Genomic DNA, 26,043 nt, shown 5'->3' with positions numbered 1-26,043 from the left:
TGCTACGCTGCCGACGTGGCCCGCCGCGTCGACCCCGAGCGCACCGCGGCCCGCCGTGCCGCGATCGTGGCCGCTGCGGGCGAGCTGTTCGCCACCCGCGGGTTCGACGGCACCACCGCCGCCGACATAGGGCGTGCGGCGGGCATCAGCGCGGCCAGCGTCTTCTACTACTTCCCGGACAAGCAGTCGATCTTCCGGGCGATCTTCGCGGCCGACCTGCCGGCCGCGGAGGAGCAGGTCCGCCGGCACGCCGACAGCCCGTCCGCGCTCGCCGGCATCCTCGCGACCGTCGAGGAGATGGCGGCCGAGGCGCGGTGGTCCGGGGCGGCGGGGCTGATGGTCGAGCTCCTGCGCGTGATCAACCGCGACGAGCAGCTCCAGGAGATCGTCGGGACCGTCGCAGCCGTCCAGGCGGCCGGGCTGGCTGCGCTGATCCGCCGCGCGGGCGATGCCGGGGAGATTGCCCCCGACCTGGCTGGGGAGCAGGCCGACGAGACGGCGGCGTGGATCCAGGGGTGCGTCGACGCCGCGTTCCTGACGGCTGAGCCCGGCCGCGATCCCGTCCCGCACGTGCGTCGGATCGTCCGCGGCTACCTGATCACACCGCCCGAGGGGGAGCAGTGATGAACACCGTCCGCCTGCCGGCGGCTGTGCCCTGGGGGCTCGCCGCACTCGTGACGGCCGTGGGGGTTGGTGGCGGGTTCGTCGTGGCACCTGTCGTGCGCTGGCTGCTGCGCACCGTCGACAGCGCGCCCGGGCCACTGCGGCTGCTCGCCACCCTGCCCACCGGCTGGGCAGTGCTGGTGACCGGCCTGCTCGGCCTCGTCGCCGGCGTCGTGCTGGCCGGGATCGCGCACGCGGAGAGCCCGGAGGTCACCGTCGACGGTGACCACGTCCAGCTCTCCGAGAAGGGCCGGCCGGCCCGGTGGATCGGCCGCGCCGAGATCCGCGGCGTGCTGCGCGACGGCCGCGACCTCGTCCTCCTCGACCACCGCGGCACCGAGCTCGACCGCGTCAAGGTCTCCGACCTGCCCGCCGCCCGCCTCCGCGCCGCCTTCACCGACCACGGCTACCCGTGGCGCGACGACCCGGACTACGGCGCAGGCTTCGCCATCTGGGTCGACGGGCGCCCGGACGTGCCCGCCGAGGCGCACGCGCTGCTGCGCGAGCGCGGCCGGGCGCTGGAGCGGAAGGAGCTCGCCGCAGCGGCCGACCTGCGGGCGGACCTGCGGGGGTACGGCGTCGCCGTCCGGGACCGGGACGGGAAGCAGGAGATCCGCGCGGCCGGCTGAGGCGCGTCGGGTATGCTGACATACATGAAGCGGACGACGGTGAAGCTGCCCGACGACCTCGACCGGGCCATCCGCGACGAGGCCGCCCGGCGCGGCCTGACACTGTCGGACTGGACGCGCGAGGCGCTCGAGGCCCACCTGCCACACCAGAGGGGCCGGCGGAAGCTCAACGCTGTGGCGGCAGGGAACAGCGGGCACACCGATACGTCGGAGCGGTTCGAGGAGATCCTCGCCGAGCTGCTCAACGCCGACCGCGAGCGCGGCCAGGCATCGGGTGCCTGACCGGATCGTCGTTGTCGACGCCGGTCCCCTCTTCGCGTACGTCGATGCCGACGACGATCATCACGGGCCGTGCCGGGCGTTCATCGAGAATCATCCGGGCCCGCTCGTCGTGCCGCAGCTCGTCATCGCAGAGGTCACGTACATGATCGGACAGCGGCTCGGCGCGCGGGCTGAGATCCTGTTTCTGTCAGACCTCGTTTCAGGGGCCTTCACCACGGAGCCTGTCGCGCCCGGTGACTGGCAGCGCATCTCCGAACTGGTGGCTCGCTACCGCGACTTTCCCCTCGGCACGACCGACGCGTCGGTGATCGCCTGCGCCGAACGCCTCGGCGTCACCACCGTGGCCACGACCGACCGGCGGCACTTCGGCGCCGTCCGGCCCCGGCACGCCGAGACGCTCGACCTGGTGCCCTGAGCTACTTCTCGATGCGCAGGATGTGGGCCACGTGCGCCCACGGCTCGAGCCGGATGTAGTTGAACTGGCCCCACTCGAACGAGTTGCCGGTGACCTCGTCGTGGACGGTGAACCGGTCGTTCCAGTCCAGCCCGAGCTCGGGCAGGTCGAGCGAGGTGGTGCCCTCGACGACGTTGTGGGAGTCGAGCGAGCAGATCACCAGCACGACGTCGCCCGTCGCGGGGTCCTTCCGCGAGTAGGCGATGATCTGCGCGTTGTCCACGTGGTGGAACGCGATCTCGCGCAGCTGCTGCAGGGCGGGGTGCCGGCGGCGGATCTCGTTGAGCTGGGTGATGTAGGGCTCCAGCGAGTTGCCGGACGCCGCGGCGCCGGCGAAGTCGCGCGGGCGCAGCTCGTACTTCTCCGAGTTGAGGTACTCCTCGCTGCCCGGCTTCACCGGGGTGCCCTCGTACAGCTCGAACCCGGAGTAGACGCCCCACGTCGGCGACATGGTGGCCGCGAGCGTGGCGCGGATGGCGAACATCGCCGGGCCGCCGTGCTGCAGCGACTCGTGGAGGATGTCCGGGGTGTTGACGAAGAGGTTGGGTCGGCACTCGTCGGCGCGCTCGGCGTGCATGAGCGCGAACTCCTCGAGCTCGTGCTTCTCCGTGCGCCACGTGAAGTACGTGTACGACTGCGTGAACCCGAGCCGGGCCAGCCCGAACAGCCGGGCCGGGCGGGTGAACGCCTCGGCGAGGAACAGCACGTCCGGGTAGCGGGCCTTGACCTGCCAGATCAGCCAGTGCCAGAAGTTCGGCGGCTTGGTGTGCGGGTTGTCCACGCGGAAGATCCGCACGCCGTGCTCGACCCAGTGCAGCACCACCCGCAGCGACTCGGCGTAGATGCCGGCCGGGTCGTTGTCGAAGTTGATCGGGTAGATGTCCTGGTACTTCTTCGGCGGGTTCTCCGCGTAGGCGATCGAGCCGTCCGGCCGCACGGTGAACCACTCCGGGTGCGCCTCGACCCACGGGTGGTCGGGCGCGCACTGCAGCGCGAAGTCGAGCGCGATCTCCAGGCCGAGGTCGCGCGCGCGGGCGACGAACGCGTCGAAGTCGTCGATCGTGCCCAGCTCGGGCTCGATCGCGTCGTGCCCGCCCGCGGCCGACCCGATCGCCCACGGCGAGCCGACGTCGCCCGGCCCCGCGTTGACGTTGTTGTTGCGGCCCTTGCGGTGCACCGTGCCGATCGGGTGGATCGGCGGCAGGTACACGACGTCGAACTTCATCTCGGCGATGCGGTCGAGCTCCTTCGCCGCCGTGACGAACGAGCCGTGCACGGCGCGACCCTGCTCGTCGCGGCCGCCGGTGGAGCGCGGGAAGAACTCGTACCAGGAGCCGAAGAGGGCGCGCTCGCGGTCGACGTAGACCTGTTGCGGGCGCCCGCGGGTGATCAGCTCGCGCACGGGCCGTTCGGTCATGATCGCGTCGACGGCGGGGAACATCGCCGGCGCCACGCGGCCGTGCAGCGGCAGCGCGGTGTCGCGCAGCGCGTTGGCCGCCCCCAGCAGCACGTCGCGGTGCTCGCGCTCGGCGGGCCTGCGGCCCACCTTGTGCAGCAGCCGGGCGCCGACCTCCAGGTCGTTGGCCAGCTCGTCGGCGCTCTGGCCGGCCTTCAGCTTGGCGTTGACGGTGTGCCGCCACGTGGCCCACGGATCGCTCCACGCGTCGACGCGGAGGCTCCACAGCCCCGGCTCGTCGGCGACCACGACGGCGTCGAACCGGTCGGTGCCCGGTCCGGCGTGGACCATCCGCACGTGCTCGGCCGCACCCCGGGCGCCGACCCGCTTCCACACCACGTTGGCGGCGACCGCGTCGTGGCCCTCGCGCCACACGGTGGCCGTCACGGGGATCACCTCGCCGACCACGGCCTTGCTCGGGTGCCGGCCGTCGCCGACCGCGGGGCGGACATCGTCGATACCCAGGCGTCCGGTCACCGGGTTACCCCCTGCATGGCAGTGCGTGCTGTGGCCAACAACCTACCCATCCGCCCGCGACCCGATCGAGTGGCCCACCAGGTCGGTTGCCTGGGAGAAGGACGCCCGCGGAGGGCACACCACCACGGTATCCCGATCGGTCAAGACGCGCTGGCCCGAACGCGGTGGATCATGCCCGGCGGCGGTGCGCGCGGAAGCGCAGCGAGTGCCGGGAAAGATCCACTTCAGGGTCGGTGAACCCCGCCGCGGTGAGTCGCTCGGGCAGCGTCGCCGGGTCGACGACGACCATCGTGTCAGCGATGTGCAGCAGCCGGAAGAGGAGCGACACCCGGCTGTCGCTGCCGGCGAGAACACCACCCGGACGCAGCACCCTGGCCGCCTCCCGCAGCAGCGCGTCCTGCTGCGCGGGCGACGGCACGTGGTGCAGCATCGTGAAGCAGACGACCGCCGAGAACCGCCCGTCCGGGAACGGCATCGCGCCGCCGTCGCCCTCCACGACGTCGACGGTGTCGCCGAACTCGGCCCTCAGCCCGCTGGCGGACGCCGGGTCGACCTCCAGCGCCGTGAGCGCCGGCGTGGCGCGGGCCAGCACACGGGTGGTGGCCCCGAACCCCGGCCCGATCTCCAGCACGTCGTCACCCAGGTCGACACCGCGCAGCGCCCACGGCAGCAGCTCCCGTTCGACGCGATCGGCCCAGGTGACTGAGCTGCACAGGCGGCGGTGGACGAGGTTCATCGGCATGCCGGCGACGCTAGGTCGGGCCGCCGGTGGCCGGAACAGAGCAGGACGACAGATGATGTCGCGATCCGGCCAGGGTCGCTAAGGTCGTCGGGCATGACCCGCACCCCGCCGGCTCCGATCGGGCCGGCGGACGTGATCGTCGTGGGCAGGCTGGCACTGGCCGCGGGGCAGTGGTACCCCGCGCACAGCCACGGCGAGCACCAGCTGGTGTGGGCTGCCCGCGGCGCGGTGGGCGTGCGCACCGGCGACGGCACGTTCGTGCTGCCGACGTCGCTGGCGCTGTGGGTGCCGGCCGGCGTCGAGCACGCCACCGGCGCCGTGGACGCGCTGGACCTGCGCGGGATCTACCTCGCGCCGGAGCGCTGCCCGGTGACGTGGACGGAGCCGACGGTCGTCGCGGTCTCGCCGCTCCTGCGCGAGCTGCTGGAACACCTCGCGTCCCCCGGCGCCGCCGGACGGGCGGAGGCAGAGGCGCTGGCCGTGCAGCTGCTCGAGCCGGTGAGGACCGCCACCGTGCGGGTGCCGTGGCCGCGTGACGACCGCGCCCGCGCCGTCGCGGACGCGCTGGACGCCGATCCGGCCGACCAGCGGACGCTCGCGGCCTGGGGGCGCACCGTCGGCGCGAGCGCCCGCACCCTGGCCAGGATCTGGCTCGCCGAGACCGGCACCAGCTTCGCCCGGTGGCGCACCCAGCTGCGCCTGCAGGCCGCGCTGCCCCGGCTCGTGGCCGGCGTGCCGGTGGCGGTCGTCGCGCGCGCCGTCGGCTACGAGACGCCCAGCGCGTTCGTCGCCGCCTTCCGGCGCACGACGGGGGTGACGCCGGGCAGCTACTTCGCCCGTTCCTGACCTCGGGGTCAGCCGAGGGAGCGGACCAGCCCGACCAGGTCGTCGGCGATGCCGTGCATGCCGGGGAGTCGGGTGGCCCGCACCAGCTTCTCCACCAGCGGGGCAGCTCGCCGGACGAGGGTGCGGGTGCGGGTGCGGCCGGGGCTCGCGTCGTGCACCCAGAACAGAACGACGCCCATGTGCGCGAGCCACAGCAGCTCGGGCAGCTCGGCGAGGACGCCCGGGGCCGCCTTGATGCCCGAGCCCGTCACCACCTCGCGGTAGATCGCGGCGCTCGCCGCACGCGCCGGCCCGGACTCCGGGCTGAACGGGGAGAGCGGGCTGGTCGGCTCGGCCGCGTGCCGGAAGAACGCGCCCGCGAACTCGTGGTAGGGCTCGGCGAGGTCGACGAACACCTCCTCGACCCCTGCCAGCCGCTGCGCGAACCCGGTCTCGCGCGCCAGGACGTCGACGGCCGCCGCGGCGTGCTCCTCCTGGAGCCGGTCGTAGAACGCCAGGATCAGGTGTTCCTTCGACGGCACGTAGTAGTAGGCGTTGCCGAGCGAGACACCCGCGGCATCGGCGACCGCGCGCATGGTCGTGCCCTCGTAGCCGCGTTCACGGAACAGCGCGAGCGCCGCGGTCACGATCGAGGCGCGGGTCTGCTCGCCGCGGGCGGAGCGGGGCCGCACGTAGGGCACGGTAGCTGCCGATCACCGCGGTGTCGGGTCCGGCATCGGGGCCGGAGGCATCAGTGGCCCGCGCTGAACGGCCGCGGCCTCCCGGCGGCTGCGGTTCCGCAGTGCCGTGAACACCCGCACGTTGATCAGGTGCAGGACGCCGAGGGCGAGCAGCACAATCCCCAGCTTGACGCTGAGCGTCTCGATGACGCCGCGGACGTCGAGCACGTCGGCGTCGATGCGCAGGAAGAGCGCCACGAACCCGAGGTTCACCAGGTAGAAGCCGACGACGAGCAGCTGGTTGACCGAGGCGGCGAGCTCGGGGTCGCCGAAGACGTCGACGAGGAACCGCAGCCCGTTGCGGCGCAGCGTGCTCGCCACCCAGACGGTCAGCGGCACGGCGATCCCCAGGTAGACGAGGTACGTGACGACGGTGTGGTCCATGGCCCGCTCCTTCTTGAACGCGTTCAAGTCGGACGGTACGGCAATTGTTGAACGCGTTCAAGTGACCCGGGTGACGGTCGGTCTGGACCGATTCCCGGACCGATTCACTACAGTCGCCACGTGCGCGCCCTCCGACGCTTCACCGTCCGTGCCCAGCTCCCGACCGCGCTGGCCCCGCTGCAACAGCTCGCGACCAACCTGCGCTGGAGCTGGCACCAGCCGACCCAGGACCTCTTCGCGGGACTCGATCCCCGCGCGTGGGAACGGGCCGGACACGATCCCGTCCGCCTGCTCGGCGAGCTGTCCACCGCGCGGATCGCCGAGCTCGCCGCGGACGAGTCGGTCGTGGCGACCGTCCGCGAGCTGGCCGACGACCTCGCCGGCTACCTCGCCGAGCCGCGCTGGTACCAGCAGGCCCGGGAGGAGGACGCCACGCTGCCGGCGGCGGTCGGCTACTTCTCCATGGAGTTCGGCGTCAGCGAGGTGCTGCCGAACTACTCCGGCGGCCTCGGCGTGCTCGCCGGCGACCACCTCAAGGCGGCGTCGGACCTCGGCGTGCCGCTGATCGGGGTCGGGCTGCTGTACCGCTCCGGCTACTTCCGCCAGACCCTCTCCCTCGACGGCTGGCAGCTCGAGCACTACCCGGTGCTCGACCCGCAGGGCCTGCCGCTGCACCTGCTCACGACGGCGGACGGGGAGACCGCGTTCGTCGAGGTCGCGATGCCGGGCGGGCACGTCCTCAAGGCGCGGATCTGGCAGGCGGCCGTCGGCCGGGTGCCGCTGCTGCTGCTCGACTCCGACATCGAGGAGAACGAGCCCGAGCTGCGCACCATCACCGACCGGCTCTACGGCGGCGACCAGGACCACCGCATCCGCCAGGAGATCCTCGTCGGCATCGGTGGCGTCCGGGCCGTCCGCGCCTTCTGCGCGCTCACCGGCCACCCGGCACCCGAGGTGTTCCACACCAACGAGGGCCACGCCGGGTTCCTCGGCCTCGAGCGCATCCGCGAGCTGCACGAAGGGCCCGGCCTGTCGTTCGACGACGCGCTCGCGACCGTGCGCGCCGGCACCGTGTTCACCACGCACACCCCGGTGCCCGCCGGCATCGACCGGTTCCCACTCGAGATGGTGAAGCACTACTTCGCTCCTGAGCTGTTGCCGGGCGTGCCCACCGACCGGGTGCTGGCGCTGGGTCGCGAGGACAACCCGGCCATGTTCAACATGGCGCACATGGGGCTGCGGCTCGCCCAGCGCGCCAACGGCGTGTCCCAGCTGCACGGCGCGGTCTCGCGCGGCATGTTCGGCGGCCTGTGGGACGGCTTCGACGCCGACGAGGTGCCGATCGGGTCGGTCACGAACGGCGTCCACGGCGCCACCTGGGAGGCCCGGGAGGTCACCGAGCTGATCGGCGAGCCCGGCGCCGAGGTGGCGGACGTCGCCGACGACCAGCTGTGGCAGCTGCGCAACGCGCTGCGGGCGCGGCTCGTCGCCGAGGTGCGCCGGCGCGTCCGCGAGGCGTGGCTGGTGCGCGGCGCGTCCACCCCGGAGCTGGGCTGGACCGACCACGTCTTCGACGAAGGCGTGCTGACCGTCGGGTTCGCGCGCCGGGTGCCCACCTACAAGCGGCTCACGCTGATGCTGCGCGACAAGGACCGGCTGCGCGAGCTGCTGCTCGACCCGCAGCGGCCCGTCCAGCTCGTCGTGGCCGGCAAGAGCCACCCCGCCGACGACGGCGGCAAGGCGCTGATCCAGGAGATCGTCCGGTTCGCCGACGACCCGGCCGTGCGGCACCGGATCGTGTTCCTGCCCGACTACGACATGTCGATGGCGCGGTTCCTGTACTGGGGCTGCGACGTGTGGTTGAACAACCCGCTGCGGCCGCTGGAGGCCTGCGGCACGTCGGGCATGAAGTCGGCGCTCAACGGCGGGCTCAACCTCTCCATCCGTGACGGCTGGTGGGACGAGTTCTACGACGGCCGCAACGGCTGGGCGATCCCCACCGCCGACGGCATCGACGACCCGCACCGCCGCGACGACCTCGAGGCCAACGCGCTGTACGAGCTGCTCTCCACGCAGGTCGCGCCGGCGTTCTACGACCGCGAGGCCGGCGTGCCGACGCGCTGGGTGGAGCTGGTGCGACACACCCTCACCACGCTGCGCCCGAAGGTGCAGGCCACCCGCATGGTCACGGAGTACGCGCAGGGCCTGTACGCGCCGGCGGCGCGGGCCGCGGCCGAGGTCGTCGCGGACGGGTACGCAGGTGCCAAGGAGATCGCCGCCTACCGGGCCCGGCTCAACGCGGCCTGGCCGCAGGTGGAGATCGTCGGCGTCGACGCCTCCGGCCTGCCGGACACGCCCGTCGTCGGCGCCCCGATGACCGTGCGCGCCGGCGTGGCGCTCGCCGGCCTCGACCCGTCCGACGTCACCGTGCAGGCCGTCGTCGGCCAGGTCGACGACACCGACGACCTCACCGCCGCCGAGACGGTCGCGATGACCCACGTCGAGTCGGTGGACGGGGTGGACCGCTTCGAGGCGGTCGTCGCGTTGCCGTCGGCCGGGCTCACCGGGTACACCGTGCGCGTCCTGCCGCACAACGCACTGCTCGCCTCGCCGGCCGAGCTGGGCAAGGTCGTCCTGCCGCAGACGGCCAGCTAGATCTTCGCTTCGACCACCGAGGTGCGGCCGCCGAGCCGCGACCGCACCTCGGTGACGAAGTCGTCGGCGAGCGGCCACCAGTTGGAGAACCGCACGGCGGGTGCGCCGACCGCGATGCCGAACCGGCCGTCGGCCCACTCGCCGAGGGGTGCAGCGCGACCGCAGCTCGCGCACGTCATTGCGGGCTCGGTCGCGGCGACCCAGCGACCCGCGTGGTCGACGTACTCGTCCTCGTCGCCGGCGCTGCCGCACCCTGGGCAGCGCGGGGGCACCAGGTTCCGGCTGGGCGTGTGCGCCTCGCGGTCGACCAGCACGTCCATCCCGGTGGCGGAGACCTCCGGCCCGAAGCGATCGCCTGCCTGTGCGAACGTCGTCCACCACCGCGGGCCGGGCCGGAAGGCGCACGGCTCCCACACGGGATCGACGGCTCGGTTCACCACCACGATGCGGGCGTCCTGCAGCCAGCCCGCGAGCGCGGTCCCCAACGCCGCCGCCGTGGCGGGTGGGACCGGGTCGATCCGGACGATCGTGCAGCGGTGCTCAGCCACGGCTCGGCAGGCCCCTTCACGTGCGGTTACGCAGAACGGCGCTCCGTCCCGTCGGGGCGGAGCGCCGGTCGCGCCTGGTCAGCTCACTGCACGTAGCTGTTCGGCGACCACAGGACCGCCCCGTCGCCGTTGTACAGCACGATGTTGCGGTCGTCCTGCATCACCAGACGGGCGTTCTGGCCCGACGTGTTGGACGCCCAGCGCACGCTGCCGTCCGGGCGGTACAGCACCAGGTTGCCGTCCTCCTGGACGTCGAGGCGCGAGCCAGGGGCGTCGTGGATGTCCGCGTCCCACTCGGCCCCGTCCGGCCCACCGACGGCGAGGTTGCCGTCCGGCAGGACGCCGAAGTGGTACTGGCCGTTGGCCGAGTCGATGCGCTGGTCACCCGACAGGCTGCCGGGGGCCTGGATCGTGTCGCCCATGCGATGTCCCCTCGTTTCGGCCGGCGCTCACCGGGCCCCGTGCTGGGCCCGGCCGTTCCGGCGGCCCGGAGACTATTGGAACCGGTGGTAACCCCGCAGCGCCGGCCCCACGATCCGTGCACGACGTTCACCCCACCGTGACCGGCGCGCGACGGTCCCGTCAGCGGCCGCCGCAGCACCCGCCGCCGCAGCAGCCGCCCGACGGCGCCGGTGCGCGCCCGCCGACGGCGACGGTGGACAGCAGTCGCACCGTGTCGGCGTGGCCGTCGGGGCACTCGGCGGGGTCGCCGGAGCGGCTCATCGGGCGGTCCACCTCGAACGTCTGCGCGCACTCGCGGCAGCGGAACTCGTAGCGCGGCACGGCTGGAGGATAACCCGCGGACCAAACATCGTGATCGACGATCGACTCGATCGCGATCAATCGCTTTTCACGATGCGCTCACGAACCTAGCGTCCTCGGCATGACGACGCACACCGCTCCGGCCCCGGTCCGGCCGGCCAGCCGCTCGACCCTGGTGCGGGCCCTCACCGCGACCCAGTTCGTGAGCCGGGCCGGTGGCGTGGCGCGGCCGTTCCTGGTGCTCTTCCTGACCCAGGAGCACGGTCTCGCGCCGACGACGGCCGGCGCCGTGCTCGCCGCGGTCGGCGCCGGCGACGTCGCGTCGCAACTACTGGGCGGCTGGCTCGGCGACCGGATCGGCCGGCGCACCACGATGCTCGCCGGGTTCCTCGGCACCGCCGTCGCGCTCGTCGCGCTCGGCGCGGCGCAGACGCTCCCCGCGCTCGTCGCCGCGGCCTTCGCGGTCGGTCTGACGACGGAGCTGTTCCGCCCGGTCGCCTCGGCCGCGGTGGCGGACCTGCCCGCCGACCAGCGGGTTCGCGCCTTCGGGATGCTCTTCTGGGCGGCGAACGTCGGCTTCACGGTCTCGACGGTGGCCGCCGGCGCGCTGGTCCAGCACGGGTACGGCGTCCTGTTCTGGATCAACGCGGCGGCGTCGGTCGGCGCGGCGCTGATCGTGTGGCGGCACGTCCCCGAGACCCGGCCCGCGCCGTCGGACGCGCCGCGCCGGGCCCTGCTGCCGGTGCTGCTGCGCGACCGGCTGATGCTCGCGATGATCGCGATCCACGTCGTCTACTTCACGATGTTCCTGCAGCTGTTCGCGACGCTGCCGCTCGTCATGGCCGCCGACGGCCACGTGCCGGCCGTCTACGGCGGCCTGCTCGCCCTCAACGGCATCGTGATCGTCGTCGCGCAGCCGGTCGCGGTGCGCCTGCTCGACGGCCGCCCGACGGCGCCGGTGCTGGCCGCATCGATGCTCCTGGTCGGCCTCGGCGGGGGCGCTGCGATCGTCGTGCAAGGCGTCCCGGCCGTGGCCGCTGCGGTCCTGGTCTGGACCCTCGGCCAGATCGGTGTCTCCGTCGTGTTCGGTGCGACCTTCGCCGGCCTCGCGCCGGCCGACCTGCGCGGCCGGTACATGGGCATCGCCTCCACGACGTGGAGCGTCGGTTCGGTGCTCGCCCCGCTCGCCGGCACCGCGCTGCTCGACCTCGGCGGGCGCGGCGCGGTGTGGGCCGCGGCCACCGCGATCGGGTTCGCGCTGTTCGCGGCTCAGCGGGCGCTCGCGCCGGCGCTGCGCCGCCGCTCCTGACCCCTTTCAAACCATCCCGGAGGAACGAGATGAACACCGACGAGCGCCTCGTCCAGGTCAACGGCGTGCAGCTGTGCGTCCGGACGTCAGGCGACCCGGCCGACCCGACCGTTCTGCTGATCCACGGCGCCGGCCACTCCCTCCTCGCCTGGGACGACGAGCTCGTCGCCCGGCTGGCCGCAGGCGGACGCCACGTGATCCGCTACGACAGCCGGGACGCCGGCCGGTCCACCACCGCTCCCGCCGGCGCCCCCGCGCACGGCCTCCGTGACCTGGTCGCCGACGCTGCCGCGCTGCTCGACGCGCTCGGCGTCGCGGCCGCGCACGTCGTGGGGATGTCGCAGGGTGCGGCCGTCGCCCAGCTGCTGGCGCTCGACCACCCGGGCCGGGTGGCCTCCCTGACAGTGGCGTCGTCGGCCCCCGGCGGGCCCGGTCACCACCACGCCGACCTGCCGGGCCCGGAGCAGGCGATCCGGGAGCTGTTCACGGTCGAGCCCGTCGAGCCGGACTGGGCCGACCGCGCCGCGGTGATCGAGTACCTCGTCGAGGCCGAACGGCCCTTCGCCGCGCACTCCCGGCCCTTCGACGAGGTGGGGCAACGCGCCGCGGCGGCGCGCATCGTCGACCGGGCCGCCGACATCGCCGCGCAGCTGACCAACCCGTTCATGATCGACGCGGGCGCGCCGTGGCGGGCCCGGCTCGGGCAGGTCGGCGCGCCGACGCTGGTGCTGCACGGCACCGAGGACCCGATGTTCCCGATCGAGCACGGGCACGCGCTCGCCGCGGAGATCCCCGGCGCGCGGTTCCTCCCGATGTCGCAGACCGGGCACGAGGTGTTTCCACGGCACCTGTGGGACGTCGTCGTCCCGGCGATCCTGGACCACACCGTGAAAGGCCCGTGAGACCGGCTCCCGGCAGGATCGACGCCGTGATCGATCTCGACTACGCCGCCGACCTGCCGTTGAACCTGGTCGTCGAGCCCGGCGCCGACCGGCCGGGCGTCGTGCTGGCCGGGTGCCGTTTCGACAACGTCGAGGGCGAGCCGGTGACCGGCTGGCTGGCCCAGCCGAGCGGGCCGCGGACGGAAGCGCCGGCCGGGGTGGTGTACCAGCACTCCACCGGCGGACGCGGTGCGTTCGTCGCCGAGGCGGTGGCGGTGGCCGCGGCCGGCGGTGTGGCGCTGTCGATCGGCACCGTCCAGTCGCTGGACCCCGTCGCGGACGGGCGCCGGTCGATCCTCGCGATCCGCCGCGCCGCCGACGTGCTCCAGCGCGAGTACGGTGCCGGCCGGCTCGGCTGCGTCGGGCACAGCGCCGGCGCGATGTACGCCGGCACCGTCAGCGGGATCGACCGCCGGTTCGCCTGCTTCGTGTTCGAGTCGGGGCTCTCCGGGCTGAGCTTCCACTTCCGGGACAGCCCCGTGCACGAGCAGCTGCGCGCCACGACTCCGCCGGACCTCTTCGCCGCCACGATCGCGGCGATGAGCCCGTACGACGCCGTGCACTTCGTCGCTGACGCCGCGCCGGCCGCTCTGCTGTTCCAGTCGGCCCGCTTCGACGTCGGCGTGACGGCGGCGGAGTCGGAGGCGTTCTTCGCGGCGGCGAGCGAGCCCAAGGAACTGCGCTGGTACGACTGCGGCCACGTGCTCACCGACCCCGCGGCGTTCGTCGACCGGGCGCGGTTCCTCGGGGAGCACCTGGATCTGGAGCTGGGCTGAGTCAGGCCTGTCCGAGCGACCGGCGCCAGGTCGGGTGGGCAGGCGTCCAGCCCAGGTCGCTGCGAGCGTGGTGGTTGTCCGCGCCGCGCGCCCAGCCTGCCCGGGGTGACTCGGTCACCGGGGGCGGTGGCGCCCCGAGCACCTGCGCGAAGACCGGCACCCACTCGTGGCCGGCGGCCGGTTCGTCGTCGCACACGTTGACCGGTCCCGACGGCCAGGTCAGCGCGGCGACCGCGGCCTGCGCAGCGTCGTCGACGTGCACGAAGCTCTTGACGTCACGGTCGGCGGGCAGCCGCCCGCTCCGGGCGGCCGCGGCGATCGCGCCGTCCGGGGCGTACCAGGTACCCGGGCCGTAGAAGAGGCCGTAGCGCAGCACGACCCATTCCGGGGCCTGGCCGACGGCCTTCTCCAGTGCGGCGACGGCGCGCACGGTCTGCCCCCGCGGCTCGGGTGCCTGCAGGTCGAGCGGCTCGTCCTCGCGGGCGGCCGGCTCGCCGTCCACGTACGCCCAGCAGATGCTCTGCGCGACGATCCGCCGTGCGCCGGCGGCGAGCGCGGCCTCGACGAGGTTCGTGGTGCCGGTCTCGCGGATGGCGGCGTTGGCGCCGAGGTCCCGGTCGGCGAGGTCGGTCAGCTGGTGCACGACGGCGTCGGGGTGCGCTGCCGCGACCGCTGCGGAGATCGCGGGCAGGTCGAACACGTCGGCGACCACGGGCTCGGCGCCCGCGGCGTGCAGCGCGGGGGCGCGGTCCGGGTGGCGGGTGAGCGCGGTGACGTGGTGACCGGCGGCGAGCAGGCGCGGCACGAGCCGCCGCCCGACGACGCCGGTCGCTCCGGCCAGGAAGACGCGCATCGTGATCCACTCTACTGATAGTCTGATCAAACTAATCGGATCGGACTGACCGAGGTGCGCATGCGTTCCCCCACCGTCCTGGGTCTGGCCGTGCTGCGGCTGCTGGCCGTCGCGCCCCAGCACCCGTACGAGCTGCGCCGCCAGATGCGGGACCAGGGGCTCGACACCATCCTCAAGGTCACCCACGGCGCGCTCTACTACACGGTCGAGTCGCTGGCCAAGGCCGCGCTCATCGAACCCGCCGAGACCAGCCGGCAGGGCAACCGGCCGGAGCGCACCGTCTACGCGATCACGCCCGCGGGCCGGGAGGTCGCCCGCGAACGGCTGCGGGAGCTGCTGGCGACACCCGAACCCGACCGGTCGACCTACTGCGCGGCGCTCGCGTTGCTCTCGCTCCTGCCGCCGGCGGAGGCCGCCGAGCGGCTGGCACTGCGATCGGTGCTGCTGGAGGGCGAGCTGGCCGCCGCGCAGGCACGCCACGCGGCGCTGATCGACGCCGGCACACCGCCGGTCGCGCTCGTCGAGATGCGCCACATGCAGGCCCACCTGCGGGCCGACGTCGAGCTGACGCGCGCGCTGCGCGAGGACATCGCCAGCGGAGCGCTGAACTGGGAAACGGAGGAACGATGACGGTCTGGTTCGTGACGGGCACGTCGAGCGGGTTCGGTCTGGAGATCGCCCGCCAGGCGCTGGGACGGGGCGACGCGGTGGTGGCGACGGCCCGCCGACCGCAGCTGGCCCTGGACGCGTTGGGCGGCGAGCACGAGCGGCTGCTGGTGGCGCCGCTCGACGTGCGATCGGAGGAGGAGAGCCGGGCGGCGGTCGACGCCGCGGTGGCGCGGTTCGGTCGCATCGACGTCCTGGTGAACAACGCCGGACGCGGGCTGTTCGGGGCCGTCGAGCAGACGACGCCGGCCGACGCCGGCGCGCTGTTCGACACGAACGTCCTCGGCGTGCTGGCCGTGACCAGGGCCGCCCTGCCCGTGATGCGCGCGCAGCGCAGCGGCCGGATCGTGCTGATGAGCTCGATGGGCGGCTTCGCGTCGGGCGCCGGTTTCGGGGTCTACGCGGCCAGCAAGGCTGCGGTGGAGGCCATGGGCGAGGCGCTGGCCGAGGAGCTCGCGCCGTTCGGGATCGCGGTCACCATCGTGCAGCCCGGGGTGTTCGGCACCGGGTTCGCGGTGTCGAGCTCGGAGATGGCGAGCGACGTGATCGACGACTACGTCGTCGCCGCCGAGGCGGTCGACCGGTACGACGACGGCGAGCCGCCGGGCGACCCGGCCGACCTGGCCGCGGCCGTCATCGGGCTGGCCGACGCGCCGGAACCGCCGCTGCGGCTGCCGGTCGGGGCCGACGCCGTGGGCCGGATCCGGGCGAAGGCGGAGGCCGTCCTGGCGGGCCTGCGCGCCTGAGACCGCCGCTCACGCACAGCCTGATGTGCCCACGCACACGTCCCAGCATGTGCGTGGGCACCCGACGGTGTGCGTGAGCCGCGCCCTACCGCGGCTGGTCCTGCAGCAGGATCAGGCTGCGGGGCGGGAGGGTGATCGTCGTGCCGCCGGGCAGCGGCCGGACCGAGATCGGTGACCCGTCGTTGCGGGTGCTGTCGAGCACCGGCGTGTAGGGGCCGGTGGCCGGCAGGGTGCACGCGATCGCGGCCGGTCCGGCGTGCAGCAGGAGCAGCCACTCCGCGCGCTGCACGCCGAGGCTGTGCAGGGTGCCGTCGTGCCAGTCGTGGCCGGCCAGCGGCCGTCCGTCGGGGTGCCACCACAGCACCTCCCCGTCGCGGTAGAACGTGTCGCGGTGCAGCGCGGGGGAGCTGCGCCGGATGGCGGCGACGCGCTCGGCGAACGCGGTCATGGCGCGGGTGGTGTCGTCGTCGGTCCAGTCGATCCAGGACGTCTCGTCGTCGAGGCAGTAGGCGTTGTTGTTGCCCTGCTGGGTGCGCCAGCGCTCGTCCCCGCCGAGCACCATCGGGGTGCCGGTGGCGAGCAGCAGGGTGCCGTAGAGCGCCCGCGCGGTGGCCGCCCGCCGGCACTGGACGCCGGGCGGTGCCGGGTCGCCCTCGACGCCGAAGTTCTGCGACCGGTTGTCGTCGGTGCCGTCGCGGCCCTGCTCGCCGTTGGCCTCGTTGTGCTTGCGCTCGTAGGAGACCAGGTCGCGCAGGGTGAACCCGTCGTGCGCCGTGACGAAGTTGATCGACGCCCACGGCCGGCGTCCGGAGAGCGCGTACAGGTCGGAGCTGCCCGTCAGCCGGGACGCGAGCTCGCCGATGCCGCCCCGCCCGCGCCAGAAGTCGCGGGCGGCGTCGCGGAAGCGGCCGTTCCACTCCGACCACGCCACCCCGAAACCGCCGACGCGGTAGCCCTCGCCGGTGGCGTCCCACGGCTCCGCGATCAGCTTCACCGTGGACAGGATCGGGTCGGTGGCGATGGCGGTGAGCAGCGCCGAGCTGGCGTCGAACGGGCCGGCGTGCGGGCGGCCCAGCACGCTCGCGAGGTCGACGCGGAAGCCGTCGACGCCGAAGTTCACCACCCAGTGCCGCATCGCGTCGCAGACCAGCCGGATCACGGTGGGAGAGCCGGAGTCGAGCGTGTTGCCGGTGCCGGTGATGTCGGCGTCGTGGCCGTTCCCGCCGAGGCTGTAGTACGCGGGGGCGTCCAGGCCGCGGTAGGAGAGCGTGGTGCCGCCGACGCCGCCCTCGGCGGTGTGGTTGGGCACGATGTCGAGGATCACCTCGATGCCGGCCGCGTGCAGGCCGGCCACCATCGCCCGGAACTCCTCGATCTCCGCGCCCGGCTGACTCGCGTACCGCGCGGTCGGGGCGAGGAAGGCCAGCGTCGCGTAGCCCCAGTAGTTGGTGCCGCCGCGCGCCAGCAGCGACGGCTCGTCGGCCATCGCCATCACGGGCAGCAGCTCGACCGCGGTGACGCCGATGCGCTTCAGGTGGTCGACAAACGCGGGGTGGGCGAGCCCGAGGTAGGTGCCGCGGAGCTCGACCGGCACGAACGGGTGCAGCATCGTCGCCCCGCGCACGTGCAGCTCGGTGATCACCGTCTCCGACCACGGCACGTCCGGCCGGGCGCGGGTCACCGGCTCGTCCGGCTCCGTGATCACCGACAGCGGGACGTGCCCGAGCGAGTCGATCTCGCTGCGCACCCCCGACATCGGGTCGTGCAACCAGCCCCGCGCCGCGTCCAGATCGGTGACGGAGCCGACGATCCGCCGCGCGTACGGGTCGACGAGGATCTTCGCCGGGTTGGCCCGGACGCCGTCCCACGGACGGTACGGGCCGTGCACGCGGTAGCCGTAGCGCTGCCCCGGCCGCACACCGTCGATCCGCCCGTGCCACACGCCGAACGTCTGCTCGGGCAGGGTGAAGCGGCGCTCGGTGAGCGCCCCGGCAGGGCCGTCGATCAGGCACACCTCGACCAGCTCCGCGCTGGTGGAGGCGACGGCGAACCGAACCCCGTCGTGATCGGCATGGGCACCCAACGGGAAGACCGGCACGATCGGACAGGATAGGCACGTGGAGCCCGACCTGACCGACCTCGTCGTGCACATGAACGGTGTCGCGGTGCGCCGCGGCCACGCGGCTCTCGTCCACGACGTCGACTGGGACGTCGAGCTGGACGAGCGCTGGGTGGTCCTCGGGCCCAACGGCGCCGGCAAGACGACGCTGCTGCGGCTCGCCGCCGCCGAGCTGCATCCCACCACCGGCACCGTCGACGTGCTGGGCGAGCGGATGGGCCGGGTGAACGTGTTCGAGCTGCGCACCCGCATCGGGTTGTGCACCGGCACGCTGGCCGAGCGGGTGCCCGGCGACGAGAAGGTGAGCGACGTCGTCATGAGCGCCGGCTACGGCGTGCTCGGGCGGTGGCGCGAGGAGTACGAGAAGACCGACGACGCGCGGGCGGAGTACCTGCTCGCCGCGCTCGGCGTGGGGCACCTGGCCGACCGCGAGTTCCGCACGCTGTCCGACGGCGAGCGCAAGCGCACCATGATCGCCCGCGCGCTCATGACCGACCCGGAGCTGCTGCTGCTGGACGAGCCGGCGGCCGGGCTCGACCTCGGCGGGCGCGAGGACCTGCTGGCCCGGCTCACCGCGCTGGCCGCCGACGCCGACGCGCCCGCGTCGGTGCTGGTGACCCACCACGTCGAGGAGATCCCGATCGGCTACAGCCACGGCATCCTGCTCCGCGAGGGCGGGGTGGTGGCGGCCGGGCTGCTCGACGACGTGCTCACCGACGAGAACCTGACGGCCACGTTCGGCCTGCCGCTCGCCGTGCAGCGCCGCCGCGGGCGCTACACGGCCTGGCTCAAGTAGCGAACGGGACGGGCCGCGGGAACGCCCGCACGAACCGTTCCGCAGCCGTCCGGTCGCCGGTCACGTCGAGCTCGGCGAGCGGCGCCCCACCGAACACGACCCCGCGCAGTGCGGCGACCGGTCCGGTCAGGACGGCATCGGGCCGATCCGGCGCGCCGCGGGCGACGTCGACCTGCCCGTCCGTGATGGTCACGCCGATGACGTCGTCGTCGATCCGCAGCTCGATCCGGGAGTCGGGTGCGCCGGCGAAGGTCGTCAGGAGGGCGATCGCGAACGCGTCGGGGGAGAGCTCGCCGCTCGTGCCTGCGGCGATCCGGCCGCCCCAGCGGCCAAGCTCCACCACCACCGGCCGCAGCGCCCGCCCGCGCTCGGTGAGCTCGTAGACCTGCGCGCTGACCGGCGGTCCGAGCCTGCGCCGGCCCACCACCTGCGCGTCGACGAGGTCGCGCAGCCGCTGCGACAGCACGTTCTGGCTGGTGCCGGGCAGGCCGCGGACGAGGTCGGAGAAGCGCTTCGGGCCGAGCAGCAGCTCGCGAACGACGAGCAGGGCCCACCGCTCGCCGATGACGTCGAGGGCGCGGGCGATGCCACAGGGGTCGTCGTAACTGCGCCGTTCAGGCATTGCCACATAGTAGCAATCACTCCTAGATTAGGAGTATGACGTCCTTCGTTCTGGTTCCGGGGGCAGGCGGGCAGGCGTGGTACTGGCACCGGGTCGTGCCGCTGCTTCAGCGACACGGTCACACCGCCGTCGCCGTCGAGCTGCCGGCCACCGACGAGACGGCCGGCCTGGCCGAGTACGCCGACGCGATCGTCGAAGCCTCCCCGGAGGGCGAGGTCGTGGTGGTGGCGCAGTCGATGGCCGGGTTCTCCGCCCCGCTGGTGGCCGATCGGCTGCCCGTCACGCAGTTCGTGCTGGTCAACGCCATGGTTCCGGTGCCGGGGGAGACACTGGGGCAGTGGTGGGAGTCCGTGGACCAGTCCGGTGCTGCGCGCGCCTTCGCCCTCGCCGAGGGCCGCGATCCCGACGCGCCGTTCGATCCGTGGGAGACGTTCTTCCACGACGTGCCCGCCGACGTCACCGCGGCCGCGCAGGCCGGCCCGCCACCGGAGCAGGCCGACCGGCCGTTCGGGGACCCGTGGCCGCTCCCTGCGTGGCCCAATGTGCGCACCCGGTTCCTCGCGGGCCAACTCGATCGGCTCTTCCCGCTGGCCCTCCAGCAGCGGGTGGTGCCGGAGCGGCTGGGGATCGCGGTCGAGGAGCTCCCGGGCGGGCACCTCGTCGCGCTCTCGGAACCGGACGCATTGGTCGATCGGTTGCTACTGTCCCGCGGGTGACGGAGTTCGTGAAGCTCGAGGTCGACGGCGGCGTGGGCACGATCCGGCTGGACCGGCCCCCGATGAACGCGTTCAGCCGCCAGGTGCAGGAGGAGCTCAAGGCCTGCGCCGAGGAGGCCACCCGCCGCGCCGACGTCCGCGCCGTGATCGTCTACGGCGGCGAGAAGGTTTTCGCCGCCGGGGCGGACGTCAAGGAGATGGCGGAGATGTCGTACGCCGACATGGCGCCTGTCGCGCGGCGGCTCTCGGCGTGCTTCGGTGCGCTCTCCGAGGTCCCCAAGCCCACGGTGGCCGCGATCACCGGGTACGCGCTCGGCGGCGGCATGGAGGTCGCGCTGGGCTGCGACCGGCGCATCTGCGGCGACAACGCCAAGCTCGGTCAGCCGGAGATCCTGCTCGGCATCATCCCGGGCGGTGGTGGCACGCAGCGCATGGCGCGGCTCATCGGCCCGTCCCGCACGAAGGACATCATCTACACCGGTCGCATGGTGAAGGCCGACGAGGCGCTCGCGATCGGGCTGGTGGACGAGGTCGTCGCCCCCGACGACGTCTACGCCGCCGCGCGGCGCTGGGCCGAGCAGTTCGTGAGCGGGCCGGCGATGGCGCTCGCCGCCGCGAAGAAGGCCATCGACGGCGGGCTGGACGCCGACCTGCGCACCGGACTCGACCTGGAGGCTGAGCTGTTCGCCGCCCTCTTCTCCACCGAGGACGGCCGCGCCGGCTTGACGAGCTTCGTCGAGAACGGTCCGGGGAAGGCGCAGTTCACCGGCCGCTGACGTGCCACGCCACACACCGCCGGGCCCGTTCACACACGTCCGGACCTGTGTGAGGGGGCCCAGCGCTGTGTGAGGTCGCGCGAGGACTGGCCGGGCCGCCGGCTCACGGCCCATCTCGCCACCCCCACACTGTGTGACGTGGGGTTTCCGGCCGGCGGCCGGGTAAAGGAATTCCCAGGTCAGGGGTGGTAGTACGGTCGCGGCGTGACTGTCGAGGGGCCGGGCGTGCGACGCCGGGCCGTGCTGTTCGCGGCGCCCGCGCTGGTCGCCGCGTGTGCGGCCCCGTCACCGGTCCCGGCCGCCCTGCCGCCGGCGACGACCGCCCCGCCGACGACCGCCCCGCCGACGACGTCCGCGCCGCCGACCGGACCCGCGCAGGAGCTGGTGACGGCGAGCACGGGGCGGGCCGAGGTGGCGCTCACGTTCCACGGCGCCGGTGACCCGGAGCTGGCCGGGCGGGTGCTGGCCGGCCTCGCCGACCGGGGGGCCGCGGCCACCGTCCTCGCGGTCGGTACCTGGCTGCAGAGCTATCCCGATGTGGCCAGGATGACCGTCGACCACGGTCACGAGCTGGGCAACCACACCTGGTCCCACCCCACCCTCACCACGCTCGACGAGGCCGGGGTGCGGGCGGAGATCGAGCGCTGCCGCGACCGGCTCGTCGCGCTGACCGGCGGGCCCGGCGCGTTCTTCCGCCCGTCGGCGGCTCAGCACGCCACCAAGCAGGTGCGTGAGCTGGCCGGGGCGGCGGGCTACCCGCGGGTGCTGTCCTACGACGTCGACTCCCGCGACTTCACCGATCCCGGCGCCGCCGCGATCCGCCGCAACGTCGCCGCCGCCCGCGCCGGGAGCGTGGTCAGCCTGCACCTCGGCCATCCGGGCACGCTCGCCGCGCTGCCCGGCCTGCTCGACGACCTGGCCGCCCGCGGCCTCAGCCCGGTCACCGCGACCCGGCTGTTCACCTGAGAGGCCTGACGAACCGCTGTGTCCCCGATCGTCCGACCCGTGCTGGTCGCCGCCCTGCTCGCCGTCGTGACGGCCTGCGCCGCCCCCGCCCCTGCCCCGGTCCCGGCGCCCGCCCCGGCACCGTCCCCCGCACCGGTCGCCGTCGCGGCCCTGCCCGGCATGCCGCCCGTCACCGATCCGCACAACGTGTACGCGGCAGCCGGCGCGGGCGCGCTCTCCCCTGAGGCCGCAGCAGCGAAACCGCTGGTGTACGTGCCGCACACGAAGTCGGGCGAGGTGTGGACGATCGACCCGGCCACGTTCGCCGTCGTCGGGAAGTACCAGCTCGGCGGTGAGCTGCAGCACGTCGTGCCGTCGTGGGACATGAAGACCCTCTACGCGAGCGACGACACCGGGGACCACCTCACCCCGTTCGACCCCCGCACCGGGCTGCCGGGGAAGACGTTCCCCGTGGTCGACCCGTACAACATGTACTTCACCCCGGACGGCCGCTCGGCGATCTCGGTGGCCGAGCGCAAGAAGCAGCTCGTGTTCTACGACCCGCACACGTGGGCGGTGCAGACCACGCTGAACACGCCCGACTGCGCCGGCATCGACCACGCCGACTTCACCCCCGACGGCCGCACGGCCGTGTTCACCTGCGAGTTCGCCGGTCGCGTCGCCGTCGTCGACGTGGCGGAGCACACGCTCCTTCGCATGATCGACCTGCCCACGCGGAACACGGAGATGGGCCCGCAGGACATCAAGCTGGCCCCGGACGGCTCGGTCTTCTACATCGCCGACTCCGACCAGAACGGCGTGTGGGTGCTCGACGGCGCCGCCACCAAGGTGCTGCGCGAGATCCCCACCGGCCACGGCGCGCACGGGCTCTACCTCTCCCGCGACGCCACCAAGCTGTACGTCACCAACCGGCACGCCGGCACCGTCTCCGTGCTCGACGCCTACACCGGCGCGATCACGGCGACCTGGACGATCGGGGACGGCGCCAGCCCGGACATGGGCAACGTCAGCGCCGACGGCACCCAGCTGTGGCTCTCCGGGCGCTACGACCGCGCCGTGTACGTGCTCTCCACCGCCGACGGCCACCTGATCAAGCAGATCCCGGTGGGGAACGGCCCGCACGGGCTGTGCGTGTGGCCGCAACCGGGGCGCTACTCGCTCGGGCACACCGGCATCACGCGGTGATCAGGCGAACACCTCGTCGATCGGGAGCGCGAATCCGGGCAGCAGCGGCGAGGTGAGGACCTCGCCCGGCCCGACCTCCGTCGCGTCGTCGAGGTCCTCGTCCTTGCGGTAGACCAAGACGGTGTTGGCCGGGGTGTCCACCAGCCACAGCTCGCCGACCCCTGACCTCAAGTACTCGTTGCGCTTGCGGCCGATGTCGAGCATCCACGTCTTCGGTGACCGCACCTCGACCGCGATGTCCGGTGGGCCGTCATGGCGGGTCCCGTCCGGCGGGTGAGCCGCCCACCACACGTCAGGTTTGTAGACGTTGCCGGCGGAGAGCACCCAGTTGCCGCCCCATCCGGCCTCGCCATGGCCGTTCGGCGAGCTCGCCCAGTCGTCCAATGCGCGGAGGATGCGCCGGCAGAGCCGGTTGTGCCGGAAGCTCGCGTCGTTCACGTGGACCACCCCGTCGATCAGCTCGGAGCCGATCGGGTAGTCCTGCGTCAAGAAATCCTCGGCGGAGATCCGCGGGTCCTGCGCCTGCACCGCCATGGCTGTCATGGTGACAGGGTGGCGGGTGCCACCGACAGTTCTGCAATGCTGCTACCCATGAGTAGCGAGGGCGATCCGGCACCCAACCCGCACGCCACGGCGGAGGAGGTCGAGGCGGCGCGCCACGACCGCAAGCTGGCCAACGTGCTCTACCACGACTGGGAGTCCCAGTCGTACGACGACAAGTGGTCGATCAGCTACGACGAGCGCTGCATCGAGTACGCGGCCGAGCGGTTCCGCTACGTCGCGGGCGACCGGGAGTGGCCGTACGAGCGGGCGCTGGAGCTGGGCAGCGGCACCGGGTTCTTCCTGCTCAACCTCATGCAGGCCGGGTTGGCGAAGAAGGGCTCGGTCACCGACCTGTCGCCGGGCATGGTGGCGGCGGCCCTGCGCAACGCCGAGCACCTCGGCCTCGACGTGGACGGCCGGGTGGCCGACGCCGAGCGCATCCCGTTCGACGACGACACGTTCGACGTGGTCGTCGGGCACGCGGTGCTGCACCACATCCCGGACGTCGAGCTGGCGCTGCGCGAGGTGCTGCGGGTGCTGAAGCCGGGTGGCCGGTTCGTGTTCGCGGGCGAGCCGACGAAGATCGGTGACTGGTACGCCCGCCGCCTCGGCGCGCTGACCTGGAAGGCCACCACCACGGTCACGCGGCTCGGCCCGTTGCAGGGGTGGCGGCGTCCGCAGCAGGAGCTGGACGAGTCGTCGCGGGCGGCCGCGCTGGAGGCGCTGGTCGACATCCACGTGTTCGACCCGGCCGACCTGGAGCGCTACGCCACCGCGGCCGGGGCGTCCGGTGTGCGGGTGGCCACCGAGGAGTTCACCGCGGCCATGCTGGGCTGGCCGGTGCGCACGTTCGAGGCGGCGGTGCCGCCGGGCAAGCTGGGCATGCGCTGGGCGATGTTCGCCTACCACAGCTGGATGCGGCTGTCCCGGCTCGACCGCGAGCTGTCCCGGATCGTGCCGCGCGCCTGGTTCTACAACGCGTTGGTGACGGGCACGAAGCCGCGCGGCAGGTAGTACTACCGATCCGTCGGGCGCACGGGTCGGTGACGCTGGCCCGATGTCTCTGACCTGCACAGGTAGTGTTGCGCCGGTGCCGGCACCGGGTTCCACGACCACCATGATCGGCGCCACGGAGACCGATCTGGGCCGGCCGCTGGAGCCGCTGTGGCGAGGGTTGCTGGTGTACCGGGTGCTCACGGTGGTGGGCGCGGTCGGGGTGGTGCTGGCCCGGCTCGACGAGTACGCGCAGCCGGTCGCGGCGGTCGTGGTGTGCGGCGCCATGGTCGTCTGGACGGGCGTGACGGGTCTCGCCTACCTGGGCACCGGGGCTCCGCGCCGGCGCGGGTGGGTCGCGCCCGTCGACGTCGCGGTGACGATCGCGATCATGGCCACGACGCCGTTCGTGCAGACCGCCGCCCAGCTGCAGGCCGACGAGCCGATCATGGGCTCGTTCTGGACGTCGTGCGCGGTGCTGGCGTGCGCGTTGGTCTACGGGGTGCGCGGCGGGATCGGTTCCGCGCTCGCGATCTCGGTGACGTTGCTGCTGACGCAGGCGAGCATCGCCAACGAGCTCGGCGACGTCGAGCTGCTGGTCGTGGCCGGGGTGACCGTCGGCTACGCCGCGACGGTGCTGCGCCGCTCCGCGCAGCGGGTGCGCGAGGCGGCCGCTGCGGAGGCCGCTGCGGCGGAGCGCGAGCGGCTGGCCCGCGCCGTCCACGACGGGGTGCTGCAGGTGCTGGGGTACGTGAAGCGGCGGGCCGCCGAGCTGGACGGGCAGGCCCGGGAGCTGGGCGTGCTGGCCGGTGAGCAGGAGGTGGCGCTGCGCACGCTGCTGGTGACCGGACCGTCGTCGGTGGACGCGAACGGCGACCGTGATCTGGCCGCCGCGCTGCGGCTGCTGGGCACGTCCCGGGTGAGCGTGTCGGCGCCTGCGGACCCGGTGCTGCTGCCTGCCCGCACCGTCGACGAGCTGGTGGCGGTGGTGGGGGCGGCGCTCGCGAACGTCGCCGTGCACGTCGGCCCGGACGCGCCCGCGTGGGTGCTGCTGGAAGATCTCGGTGACGGGGTGGAGATCAGCGTGCGCGACGCTGGGCCGGGCATCCCGCCCGGGCGGCTGGCCGCCGCCGAGCAGGAGGGCCGGATGGGGGTGGTCCGGTCGATGCGCGGCCGGGTGCTCGACCTGGGCGGTTCCATCGAGTGCGAGACGGGCCCGGACCAGGGCACGGAGTGGATCATCAAGGTAGGAGGGTCCGGCAGGTGAGGGTTCGTGCGGCTTTCGGTGTCCAGGTGGTTCCTCGCAAGGCGCCGCCCGCAGCTCAGACCGGGCGTCTTTGCAAGGGCGGCAACGCCGCGAGGGGCCGCCTGGGCGCCGAAAGCCCGGACCCTCACCTGCCGGGCCCTCCAACGGGGAGA

General features: G+C 73.4%; 29 protein-coding genes. 18 read left to right on the top strand and 11 right to left on the bottom strand.

Translation table 11 applies throughout. The features are described from left to right. Positions 1–15: 15 nt before the first annotated feature. From ACQEVB_RS01260 to ACQEVB_RS01245, 4 genes are read left to right on the top strand one after another with little or no spacing between them, the layout of a single operon-like run. Positions 16–624, top strand: coding sequence for a TetR/AcrR family transcriptional regulator (locus tag ACQEVB_RS01260; protein ID WP_432963623.1), 609 nt, complete (start codon positions 16–18; stop codon positions 622–624). Continuing rightward, the gene (locus tag ACQEVB_RS01255; RefSeq protein WP_432963620.1) at positions 624–1,292 is read left to right on the top strand and encodes a YqeB family protein; all 669 of its coding nucleotides are present in this window, start codon (positions 624–626) and stop codon (positions 1,290–1,292) included. The genes ACQEVB_RS01260 and ACQEVB_RS01255 overlap by 1 nt, the downstream gene beginning before the upstream one ends. A 24-nt stretch (positions 1,293–1,316) precedes the next feature. After that, positions 1,317–1,574 (top strand): ribbon-helix-helix protein, CopG family, encoded by a 258-nt coding sequence (locus ACQEVB_RS01250; protein ID WP_432963617.1) that lies wholly within the window; start codon positions 1,317–1,319, stop codon positions 1,572–1,574. Next, positions 1,567–1,989: a type II toxin-antitoxin system VapC family toxin gene (locus ACQEVB_RS01245; RefSeq protein ID WP_432963614.1), complete on the top strand. Its 423-nt coding sequence runs from the start codon at positions 1,567–1,569 to the stop codon at positions 1,987–1,989. Before ACQEVB_RS01250 ends, ACQEVB_RS01245 begins: the two co-directional genes overlap by 8 nt. 1 nt (position 1,990) lies before the next feature. Here the strand turns inward: ACQEVB_RS01245 and ACQEVB_RS01240 are convergent, their stop codons facing one another. Further along, the gene (locus tag ACQEVB_RS01240) at positions 1,991–3,961 is read right to left on the bottom strand and encodes a maltotransferase domain-containing protein (RefSeq protein WP_432963611.1); all 1,971 of its coding nucleotides are present in this window, start codon (positions 3,959–3,961) and stop codon (positions 1,991–1,993) included. 169 nt (positions 3,962–4,130) lie between these two features. After that, the gene (locus ACQEVB_RS01235) at positions 4,131–4,703 is read right to left on the bottom strand and encodes a class I SAM-dependent methyltransferase (protein ID WP_432963608.1); all 573 of its coding nucleotides are present in this window, start codon (positions 4,701–4,703) and stop codon (positions 4,131–4,133) included. 93 nt (positions 4,704–4,796) lie between these two features. Between ACQEVB_RS01235 and ACQEVB_RS01230 the strand changes: the two genes are divergently transcribed. After that, a complete protein-coding gene (locus tag ACQEVB_RS01230; protein WP_432963602.1) occupies positions 4,797–5,549 on the top strand; it encodes an AraC family transcriptional regulator in 753 nt (250 codons plus the stop codon). A gap of 8 nt (positions 5,550–5,557) precedes the next feature. On the opposite strand, the gene ACQEVB_RS01225 is transcribed toward ACQEVB_RS01230, so the two are convergent. Next, on the bottom strand, positions 5,558–6,220 hold the full coding sequence (locus ACQEVB_RS01225) for a TetR family transcriptional regulator (RefSeq protein ID WP_432963599.1): 663 nt from the start codon (positions 6,218–6,220) through the stop codon (positions 5,558–5,560). 21 nt (positions 6,221–6,241) lie between these two features. Then, entirely contained in the window at positions 6,242–6,652 is a 411-nt protein-coding gene (locus ACQEVB_RS01220; RefSeq protein ID WP_432963596.1) for a hypothetical protein, read from the bottom strand. A 120-nt stretch (positions 6,653–6,772) separates the two neighbouring features. Here ACQEVB_RS01220 and glgP point away from each other — a divergent pair, with 120 nt between their 5' ends. Beyond that, positions 6,773–9,307, top strand: a complete 2,535-nt coding sequence (gene glgP / locus ACQEVB_RS01215) for an alpha-glucan family phosphorylase (protein ID WP_432963593.1) — start codon at positions 6,773–6,775, stop codon at positions 9,305–9,307. Here the strand turns inward: glgP and ACQEVB_RS01210 are convergent. The 3 genes from ACQEVB_RS01210 to ACQEVB_RS01200 form a co-directional block, all read right to left on the bottom strand. Beyond that, positions 9,304–9,855 (bottom strand): hypothetical protein, encoded by a 552-nt coding sequence (locus ACQEVB_RS01210; protein ID WP_432963590.1) that lies wholly within the window; start codon positions 9,853–9,855, stop codon positions 9,304–9,306. The two genes, glgP and ACQEVB_RS01210, sit on opposite strands and share 4 nt — an antisense overlap. An 83-nt stretch (positions 9,856–9,938) precedes the next feature. Then, positions 9,939–10,277, bottom strand: a complete 339-nt coding sequence (locus ACQEVB_RS01205) for a hypothetical protein (RefSeq protein WP_432963587.1) — start codon at positions 10,275–10,277, stop codon at positions 9,939–9,941. Between the two features lie 160 nt (positions 10,278–10,437). After that, positions 10,438–10,638 (bottom strand): FmdB family zinc ribbon protein, encoded by a 201-nt coding sequence (locus tag ACQEVB_RS01200; protein ID WP_432963584.1) that lies wholly within the window; start codon positions 10,636–10,638, stop codon positions 10,438–10,440. Between the two features lie 100 nt (positions 10,639–10,738). Here ACQEVB_RS01200 and ACQEVB_RS01195 point away from each other — a divergent pair, with 100 nt between their 5' ends. From ACQEVB_RS01195 to ACQEVB_RS01185, 3 genes are read left to right on the top strand one after another with little or no spacing between them, the layout of a single operon-like run. Then, entirely contained in the window at positions 10,739–11,926 is a 1,188-nt protein-coding gene (locus ACQEVB_RS01195) for an MFS transporter (RefSeq protein ID WP_432963581.1), read from the top strand. Between the two features lie 29 nt (positions 11,927–11,955). Further along, positions 11,956–12,828: an alpha/beta fold hydrolase gene (locus ACQEVB_RS01190; protein WP_432963577.1), complete on the top strand. Its 873-nt coding sequence runs from the start codon at positions 11,956–11,958 to the stop codon at positions 12,826–12,828. A gap of 26 nt (positions 12,829–12,854) precedes the next feature. Beyond that, positions 12,855–13,643 (top strand): prolyl oligopeptidase family serine peptidase, encoded by a 789-nt coding sequence (locus tag ACQEVB_RS01185; RefSeq protein ID WP_432963574.1) that lies wholly within the window; start codon positions 12,855–12,857, stop codon positions 13,641–13,643. 1 nt (position 13,644) lies between these two features. Here the strand turns inward: ACQEVB_RS01185 and ACQEVB_RS01180 are convergent, their stop codons facing one another. Beyond that, positions 13,645–14,496 (bottom strand): NAD-dependent epimerase/dehydratase family protein, encoded by an 852-nt coding sequence (locus ACQEVB_RS01180; protein WP_432963571.1) that lies wholly within the window; start codon positions 14,494–14,496, stop codon positions 13,645–13,647. Positions 14,497–14,556: 60 nt separating this feature from the next. Between ACQEVB_RS01180 and ACQEVB_RS01175 the strand changes: the two genes are divergently transcribed. Together ACQEVB_RS01175 and ACQEVB_RS01170 are read left to right on the top strand one after the other, a co-directional pair. Next, positions 14,557–15,126 (top strand): PadR family transcriptional regulator, encoded by a 570-nt coding sequence (locus ACQEVB_RS01175; protein WP_432963568.1) that lies wholly within the window; start codon positions 14,557–14,559, stop codon positions 15,124–15,126. After that, positions 15,123–15,908 (top strand): SDR family oxidoreductase, encoded by a 786-nt coding sequence (locus ACQEVB_RS01170; RefSeq protein ID WP_432963565.1) that lies wholly within the window; start codon positions 15,123–15,125, stop codon positions 15,906–15,908. The genes ACQEVB_RS01175 and ACQEVB_RS01170 overlap by 4 nt, the downstream gene beginning before the upstream one ends. 85 nt (positions 15,909–15,993) lie before the next feature. On the opposite strand, the gene glgX is transcribed toward ACQEVB_RS01170, so the two are convergent. Next, the gene (gene glgX, locus ACQEVB_RS01165) at positions 15,994–18,006 is read right to left on the bottom strand and encodes a glycogen debranching protein GlgX (RefSeq protein ID WP_432963562.1); all 2,013 of its coding nucleotides are present in this window, start codon (positions 18,004–18,006) and stop codon (positions 15,994–15,996) included. Between the two features lie 52 nt (positions 18,007–18,058). Between glgX and ACQEVB_RS01160 the strand changes: the two genes are divergently transcribed. After that, a complete protein-coding gene (locus ACQEVB_RS01160) occupies positions 18,059–18,823 on the top strand; it encodes an ABC transporter ATP-binding protein (protein WP_432980037.1) in 765 nt (254 codons plus the stop codon). Here ACQEVB_RS01160 and ACQEVB_RS01155 read toward each other — a convergent pair. Further along, the gene (locus ACQEVB_RS01155) at positions 18,816–19,445 is read right to left on the bottom strand and encodes a winged helix-turn-helix transcriptional regulator (protein ID WP_432963559.1); all 630 of its coding nucleotides are present in this window, start codon (positions 19,443–19,445) and stop codon (positions 18,816–18,818) included. The two genes, ACQEVB_RS01160 and ACQEVB_RS01155, sit on opposite strands and share 8 nt — an antisense overlap. Before the next feature lie 35 nt (positions 19,446–19,480). Between ACQEVB_RS01155 and ACQEVB_RS01150 the strand changes: the two genes are divergently transcribed. The 4 genes from ACQEVB_RS01150 to ACQEVB_RS01135 all read left to right on the top strand — a co-directional run bounded on the left by ACQEVB_RS01150 (position 19,481) and on the right by ACQEVB_RS01135 (position 23,088). Next, positions 19,481–20,161, top strand: coding sequence for an alpha/beta fold hydrolase (locus ACQEVB_RS01150; RefSeq protein ID WP_432963556.1), 681 nt, complete (start codon positions 19,481–19,483; stop codon positions 20,159–20,161). Beyond that, positions 20,158–20,937, top strand: coding sequence for an enoyl-CoA hydratase/isomerase family protein (locus ACQEVB_RS01145; RefSeq protein ID WP_432963553.1), 780 nt, complete (start codon positions 20,158–20,160; stop codon positions 20,935–20,937). The genes ACQEVB_RS01150 and ACQEVB_RS01145 overlap by 4 nt, the downstream gene beginning before the upstream one ends. Positions 20,938–21,141: 204 nt before the next feature. Then, a complete protein-coding gene (locus ACQEVB_RS01140; protein WP_432963550.1) occupies positions 21,142–21,903 on the top strand; it encodes a polysaccharide deacetylase family protein in 762 nt (253 codons plus the stop codon). Positions 21,904–21,942: 39 nt separating this feature from the next. Continuing rightward, complete coding sequence (locus ACQEVB_RS01135) at positions 21,943–23,088, top strand: YncE family protein (protein ID WP_432963547.1); 1,146 nt, start codon at positions 21,943–21,945, stop codon at positions 23,086–23,088. On the opposite strand, the gene ACQEVB_RS01130 is transcribed toward ACQEVB_RS01135, so the two are convergent. Continuing rightward, the gene (locus ACQEVB_RS01130; RefSeq protein ID WP_432963544.1) at positions 23,089–23,631 is read right to left on the bottom strand and encodes a Uma2 family endonuclease; all 543 of its coding nucleotides are present in this window, start codon (positions 23,629–23,631) and stop codon (positions 23,089–23,091) included. Between the two features lie 48 nt (positions 23,632–23,679). Between ACQEVB_RS01130 and ACQEVB_RS01125 the strand changes: the two genes are divergently transcribed. Together ACQEVB_RS01125 and macS are read left to right on the top strand one after the other, a co-directional pair. Then, positions 23,680–24,645 carry a class I SAM-dependent methyltransferase gene (locus ACQEVB_RS01125; protein ID WP_432963541.1) on the top strand — a complete coding sequence of 322 codons (966 nt, stop codon included), beginning with the start codon at positions 23,680–23,682 and terminating at the stop codon, positions 24,643–24,645. A gap of 76 nt (positions 24,646–24,721) precedes the next feature. Then, positions 24,722–25,891: a MacS family sensor histidine kinase gene (gene macS / locus ACQEVB_RS01120; RefSeq protein WP_432963538.1), complete on the top strand. Its 1,170-nt coding sequence runs from the start codon at positions 24,722–24,724 to the stop codon at positions 25,889–25,891. Positions 25,892–26,043 lie beyond the last annotated feature (152 nt).

Source organism: Pseudonocardia sp. CA-107938 (assembly GCF_050936315.1).
Taxonomy (GTDB): domain Bacteria; phylum Actinomycetota; class Actinomycetes; order Mycobacteriales; family Pseudonocardiaceae; genus Pseudonocardia.
The sequence above is the reverse complement of the archived record's forward strand: the minus strand, read 5'-3'. Positions and strand labels throughout refer to the sequence as shown.

Bases quoted from the DNA above. Each gene is read 5' to 3' on its own strand.
- ACQEVB_RS01255 (WP_432963620.1), top strand. From the start codon at position 624: ATGAACACCGTCCGCCTGCCGGCGGCTGTGCCCTGGGGGCTCGCCGCA.
- ACQEVB_RS01250 (WP_432963617.1), top strand. From the start codon at position 1,317: ATGAAGCGGACGACGGTGAAGCTGCCCGACGACCTCGACCGGGCCATC.
- ACQEVB_RS01235 (WP_432963608.1), bottom strand. From the start codon at position 4,703: ATGCCGATGAACCTCGTCCACCGCCGCCTGTGCAGCTCAGTCACCTGG.
- ACQEVB_RS01230 (WP_432963602.1), top strand. From the start codon at position 4,797: ATGACCCGCACCCCGCCGGCTCCGATCGGGCCGGCGGACGTGATCGTC.
- ACQEVB_RS01220 (WP_432963596.1), bottom strand. From the start codon at position 6,652: ATGGACCACACCGTCGTCACGTACCTCGTCTACCTGGGGATCGCCGTG.
- ACQEVB_RS01205 (WP_432963587.1), bottom strand. From the start codon at position 10,277: ATGGGCGACACGATCCAGGCCCCCGGCAGCCTGTCGGGTGACCAGCGC.
- ACQEVB_RS01195 (WP_432963581.1), top strand. From the start codon at position 10,739: ATGACGACGCACACCGCTCCGGCCCCGGTCCGGCCGGCCAGCCGCTCG.
- ACQEVB_RS01190 (WP_432963577.1), top strand. From the start codon at position 11,956: ATGAACACCGACGAGCGCCTCGTCCAGGTCAACGGCGTGCAGCTGTGC.
- ACQEVB_RS01180 (WP_432963571.1), bottom strand. From the start codon at position 14,496: ATGCGCGTCTTCCTGGCCGGAGCGACCGGCGTCGTCGGGCGGCGGCTC.
- ACQEVB_RS01175 (WP_432963568.1), top strand. From the start codon at position 14,557: ATGCGTTCCCCCACCGTCCTGGGTCTGGCCGTGCTGCGGCTGCTGGCC.
- ACQEVB_RS01170 (WP_432963565.1), top strand. From the start codon at position 15,123: ATGACGGTCTGGTTCGTGACGGGCACGTCGAGCGGGTTCGGTCTGGAG.
- ACQEVB_RS01160 (WP_432980037.1), top strand. From the start codon at position 18,059: ATGAACGGTGTCGCGGTGCGCCGCGGCCACGCGGCTCTCGTCCACGAC.
- ACQEVB_RS01155 (WP_432963559.1), bottom strand. From the start codon at position 19,445: ATGCCTGAACGGCGCAGTTACGACGACCCCTGTGGCATCGCCCGCGCC.
- ACQEVB_RS01150 (WP_432963556.1), top strand. From the start codon at position 19,481: ATGACGTCCTTCGTTCTGGTTCCGGGGGCAGGCGGGCAGGCGTGGTAC.
- ACQEVB_RS01130 (WP_432963544.1), bottom strand. From the start codon at position 23,631: ATGACAGCCATGGCGGTGCAGGCGCAGGACCCGCGGATCTCCGCCGAG.
- ACQEVB_RS01125 (WP_432963541.1), top strand. From the start codon at position 23,680: ATGAGTAGCGAGGGCGATCCGGCACCCAACCCGCACGCCACGGCGGAG.